Source organism: Holdemania sp. (assembly GCF_986127675.1).
In genome coordinates, this window is the sequence record NZ_CFQZWI010000149.1 from 1 (window position 1) to 4,956 (window position 4,956).

Annotated in this window: 5 protein-coding genes and 1 other annotated feature; of the genes, 3 read left to right on the top strand and 2 right to left on the bottom strand. The window is 55.8% G+C overall.

Translation table 11 applies throughout. From position 1 onward, the window contains the following. Nucleotides 1–245 (bottom strand): threonine/serine exporter family protein (locus AC5OW4_RS14400; protein ID WP_493677134.1); only part of this gene is annotated, 245 nt, incomplete at its 3' end. Further along, the gene (locus AC5OW4_RS14405; RefSeq protein WP_072684085.1) at nucleotides 242–1,834 is read right to left on the bottom strand and encodes an NAD(P)/FAD-dependent oxidoreductase; all 1,593 of its coding nucleotides are present in this window, start codon (nucleotides 1,832–1,834) and stop codon (nucleotides 242–244) included. The genes AC5OW4_RS14405 and AC5OW4_RS14400, both read right to left, overlap by 4 nt. Before the next feature lie 119 nt (nucleotides 1,835–1,953). On the opposite strand from AC5OW4_RS14405, the gene AC5OW4_RS14410 reads away from it, so the two are divergent. From AC5OW4_RS14410 to AC5OW4_RS14420, 3 genes are all read left to right on the top strand, one after another. Continuing rightward, the gene (locus AC5OW4_RS14410) at nucleotides 1,954–3,054 is read left to right on the top strand and encodes a M20 metallopeptidase family protein (RefSeq protein ID WP_493677135.1); all 1,101 of its coding nucleotides are present in this window, start codon (nucleotides 1,954–1,956) and stop codon (nucleotides 3,052–3,054) included. Between the two features lie 186 nt (nucleotides 3,055–3,240). After that, complete coding sequence (locus AC5OW4_RS14415; RefSeq protein ID WP_195396731.1) at nucleotides 3,241–4,128, top strand: SDR family NAD(P)-dependent oxidoreductase; 888 nt, start codon at nucleotides 3,241–3,243, stop codon at nucleotides 4,126–4,128. 80 nt (nucleotides 4,129–4,208) lie between these two features. After that, nucleotides 4,209–4,467: a binding site (T-box leader), on the top strand. 107 nt (nucleotides 4,468–4,574) lie between these two features. Beyond that, nucleotides 4,575–4,956 (top strand): transporter substrate-binding domain-containing protein (locus AC5OW4_RS14420; protein ID WP_493677136.1); only part of this gene is annotated, 382 nt, incomplete at its 3' end.

The window sequence follows — 4,956 nt, forward strand, 5'->3', positions numbered from 1 at the left end:
AGACGTGTGCTCTTCCGATCTCCGCGCGACTTGATCCGGACGATCTTGCTGACGGAACGCCCGCCGGCGACGATCGTGACGAAGATGCCGGTCGGCAGCACGATGCTGCTGGCCTCCTGAGCGCCGTAATTCAGGCAGATCCGGCAGATCGTGTCCTCGACGCGGTAAATCTCTGCGCCGCTTTCCAACAACAGCTGGCCGGCGTAGGCTGCACTTTGCAGCAGCTGATCAAAATCGTGGGTCATTTTCTGAATCCCACGCTTTCTCCATCGCGAAGGATCTGTTCACCAACACGCAGCCCGTCGATCGCGGCCGACACGATTCCGCCGGCATAGCCCGCGCCTTCGCCCGCCGGGTACAGACCCGGGGTGGTTAAGCTCTGAAATTGTTCGTTCCTTAGGATCCGTACCGGCGAGGAAGACCGGGTTTCGACACCTGTCATCAGCGCGTCGGTTTCGATAAACCCGGGAATTTTCTGATCAAAATAACGCAGCGCTTCCGTCAATGCTCTATTGATGGAGGGGGAAAACAGCGGATGCAGATCCGTCATCGTCACCCCGCGGCTGTAGCTGGGAATCACAATCCCGTAATCGTGGGAAGGCTGGGCGGCCAGGTAGTCCGCGATCCGCTGGCACGGCGCTTTGCCGCAGCGGCCGCCCAAAATCCACGCCCGGTGTTCAAGTTCCTGCTGATAATGCATGCCATCCAGCACGCCCTCGCCGAAATCGCTGCGGCGCACCTGGACTAACAGAGCACTGTTGGCATTGGCCTGATCGCGGGCGTATTCGCTCATTCCGTTGGTCACGATCGCTTCGTCCTCGCTGGCGCTGGCGACGACCATGCCGCCGGGACACATGCAGAACGAATAAACGCCGCGGCCTTCCCGCGTCTGACAGGTCAGCCGGTATTCCGCGCTTTTTAAACGCGGATGGCCGGAGGCTTCCTTATATTGATTCTGATCGATCAGTTTTTGCGGATGCTCGACACGCACGCCGACCGCAAAGTCCTTGGCTTCCATCGCGATCCCGGCTTCGTGCAGCATCGTAAACGTATCGCGCGCACTGTGGCCCAGCGCCAGCACCAGCTGGCGGCAGGCGATCCGCTGATCCCCGGCCGCAATCGCGCAGACTCCGTTTTCATCCGTGAACAGCGCGGTCATCGGTGTGTTGAAGCGGACCTCGCCGCCCAGCCGCTGGATTTTCAGCCGGATGTTTTTGACGATCTGCCGCAGCCGGTCGGTGCCGATATGCGGATGCGCCTGATAGCCGATCTCCGGATCCGCGCCCGCTTCAATCAGCTCGTCCATCACTTTGACAATCCGCACATCTTTGACGCGCGTCGTCAGCTTGCCGTCGGAAAAAGTACCCGCGCCGCCTTCGCCGAACTGCACATTGCTTTGCGGATTCAGCGGCCCGCCTTGCCAATAGGTTTCGACGTCCTTCACACGCTGATCGACGTCTGCGCCGCGCTCCAGCACAATCGGCCGCAGTCCCGCCTCGGCTAACAACAGCGCCGCGAACATGCCGCACGGGCCGAAGCCGACGACAACCGGCCGCGGGCCGTCAAAGGAAACCGGCTTGGGCGGCTGATAGCGATAAGGTTCAGCCGCGCTGACATGGGTCAGTTTCTTTTTGAGGATCTGAGCTTCGCCCGGCGTTTCAACCAGGACGGTATAGACAAACCGCAGCGGTTTCTTGCGCGCGTCCAGCGATTCCTTCACGATTTTCCAGGATGTCAGACGGCCCGGACGCAGCCGCAGTTTCTTCATAATCAGGGATTCCAGGCTTTGCGGATTTTCATCCAGCGAAAGCTGTAAATTGGATATTTGCAGCATGGTTGATCAACTCCTGTCCTCCATTATAACAAATCTTATGACAGTGTGCGCTCTTTGCTTGACGAATTTTACAAGATCGTTACAATGAATGAGAGAGAATCACGAAAGGAGTCTTCCGTATGAATCAAGCGACACAATTCCGCCGGGATCTGCATCAGATTCCGGAAACCAGCTTCACAGAATTTAAAACCAGGGAGTATGTTGTTTCCGTCTTAAAAACACTGCATTGCGAGCTCATCGAGCTGTTGGAAACGGGCGTAGCCGCCTACTTTGACGCCGGCCGGCCGGCAACGCTGGCGTATCGCGCCGATATGGACGCGCTGCCGATCCAGGAAGAAACGGGGCTGGAATTCGCCTCGCGCCATCCGAGGAAAATGCACGCCTGCGGCCACGACGGCCACATGGCGATGCTGCTGGGATTTGCCCAGGAGCTGGATCAGCTTGACCGCAGCGGTTGGAAAAACAACATTCTGTTAATCTTCCAGCCCTCGGAGGAAACGGTCGGGGGCGCCAAGCCGATCTGCGATACCGGGATTTTTGAAAAGTACAACGTCAAGGCGATCTTCGGCACGCATTTGTGGCCGTTTATCCCTGCCGGGACCGTAGCCAGCCGGCCGGAGGAGATGATGGCGCACGCCAGCGAGGTCACGGTGACGGTCAAGGGCAAGAGCACCCATTGCGCCAAACCGGATGAGGGCATCGACGCGCTGGCGATCGGCGCGGAGCTGTTATGCCGCCTGTACGCGATGGAAAAGAAAATTGCTCCGAACCAATACCGGATTTTAAAGTTCGGAAATTTCCACGCCGGCACGGTGCGCAACATCCTGCCGGAAACCGCGGTGCTGGAAGGCTCCTACCGGTCGTTTCAGGACGCCACGTTCGACTGGATGATCGATCAGACGAAGGCGATCATGCAACAGCTGGAACAGGAAACTGGCTGCCAGATCGTGTTTGATTATACGGAAGGCTATCCGGCCGTGATCAACGACACCCCGCTGTTTGCGAAGGCGCAGGCGCTTCTGCCGCAGCTGCAGGTGATGGACAAGCCGGAAATGATCGCGGAGGATTTCGCGTTCTATCAGCGGAAAATCCCGGGCGTGTTCTTCTTCTTGGGCACAGGCACGGGCATCGCGCTGCATAACTGCCATTTCAATTTTGACGAACAGGTGCTGCAGGAAGGGATTAAGACCGACCTGGCGCTGATGAACATTGATCTGTAAACATAGGAAACGCTAGGAAGGCTGGGGTGTGACTCAGCCTTTTTTAGGTATGGCGGGCATTGAAATGTTTTCCGCCATCTCAAAAGACCGGCATAAAGGTTAAAAAAGGCAGCGGACTTTCCGGGTAAACGGGAAGAAGCAGCCATACTAAAGAGGAAGAATAATGAATCGGAAAAGAGGGGTGTTATGAAAAAAATTGCGGTGATCACCGGTGCAGACAGCGGTTTGGGTCGGGAATATACGCGGCTGATCCTGGAAGAATCAAATGTGGATGAAATCTGGGCGCTGGCCAAAACACCGGCCCGGCTGCAGCGGCTGGTTCAGGATTTCGGCGCCCGGATCGTTCCGGTCGAAATTGATCTGATGCAGCTGGACGCTTTGGTGGATTTTCATCGTCGTTTAAGTCTGGAAAAACCAGAGATCCGCTGGCTGATCAACAACGCGGGGATCGGCAAGTTCGGTCCGTTTGAAAAGCTGGAAGCGTTGGAAGCGGCGCGGATCGTCGATCTCAACTGCCGCGCGGTCGTGGAAATGACATGGAACTGCCTGCCCTATATGCCCCCGGGCAGCCGGATTGTCAACACGGCTTCCCAAGCCGCCTTTCAGCCGCTGCCGTATTTCAGTGTCTATGCGGCAAGCAAGGCGTTTATCGACCGGTTTTCACTGGCGTTAGCCGTCGAGCTGAAGCCGCGGGGGATCACGGTGACCTCGGTCTGTCCCTGCTGGATGAGAACCCCGCTGCTCAATAAGGCGCAAACCACGGCCAGACCCGACGTTGTGCGGATGTTTCCGATCACGGATCCGGCCCCGGTCGCCCGGGCGGCAATTTCTGACAGTCAGAAAGGCAGACGCCGCTCCGTTTATGGAACGCTGACGCGGCTCGCTATTTTGGGGGCGAAGCTGCTTCCAACCGGAATCACAATGGCCGTGTGGCTGATGCAGCAGGGACTTAACGGCATGCATGTCTGGCATTGTCCGCACACCTCTAAGCCCGGGGAGGCAGAAACACATTACGAAATGTTGAAACTGCTGGAAACTTCAATTCAGGCCAGTCATGCCGGTATGCCGCGGTGAAAGATTGTCATTCATTTTCAGAAAAATTTCATTTCCTGCTTGACAAGTTTCCGCTTCAGATTTATCATACAGTCATTGATATAACAGCGATGAAAAGAAAAAGTAAACCTGAACTGCTTATCCAGAGAGTTCCCGGTTGGTGCAAGGGAATATGAGAAGCAGGTTGAACACATCTTGGAGCAATTCACCGAACGAGGAATCAAGTAGGCTGGATCGGAACCTGTACCCGTTATCGTACTAGAGTATAGAAGTTTTGTACTCGAAGAGGCTGGACTCCGCGAGGAATCTGGTAAATTAAGGTGGAACCACGAAGGGAAAAACGACCCTCTCGTCCTTAGCTGCAGGACGGGAGGGTTTTTGTTTTAGCGGCGCGGGCTGAAACGCATCCTGTTCGGGATTCAATTTCATTTCATGCTATATCAAAAAAGAAAAAAGGAGAAATGAAAATGAAAATCGGAAAATTGGGAATGGGTTTGATCGGATTGGCGCTGGTGGCGATGACGGGATGTCAGAGCGCCGCCAAGCCGCAGGGGGACAGCTGGAGCGCAATCGAAGACAGGGGGAAGCTGGTCGTCGGGATTGACGATACGTTTGCACCGATGGGCTTCCGCGATGAAAACAACGAGCTGGCCGGTTATGATATCGAGATGGCCAAGGCCGTTTCAGAAAAGCTGGGAATTGCCTTTGAATTTCAGACGATCGACTGGTCGATGAAGGAATCCGAATTGAATGCCGGCAACATCGACTTAATCTGGAATGGTTATTCAATTACGGACACGCGGAAGCAGCAGGTGGCGTTCTCCGAGCCTTATCTGGAAAACCGCCAGC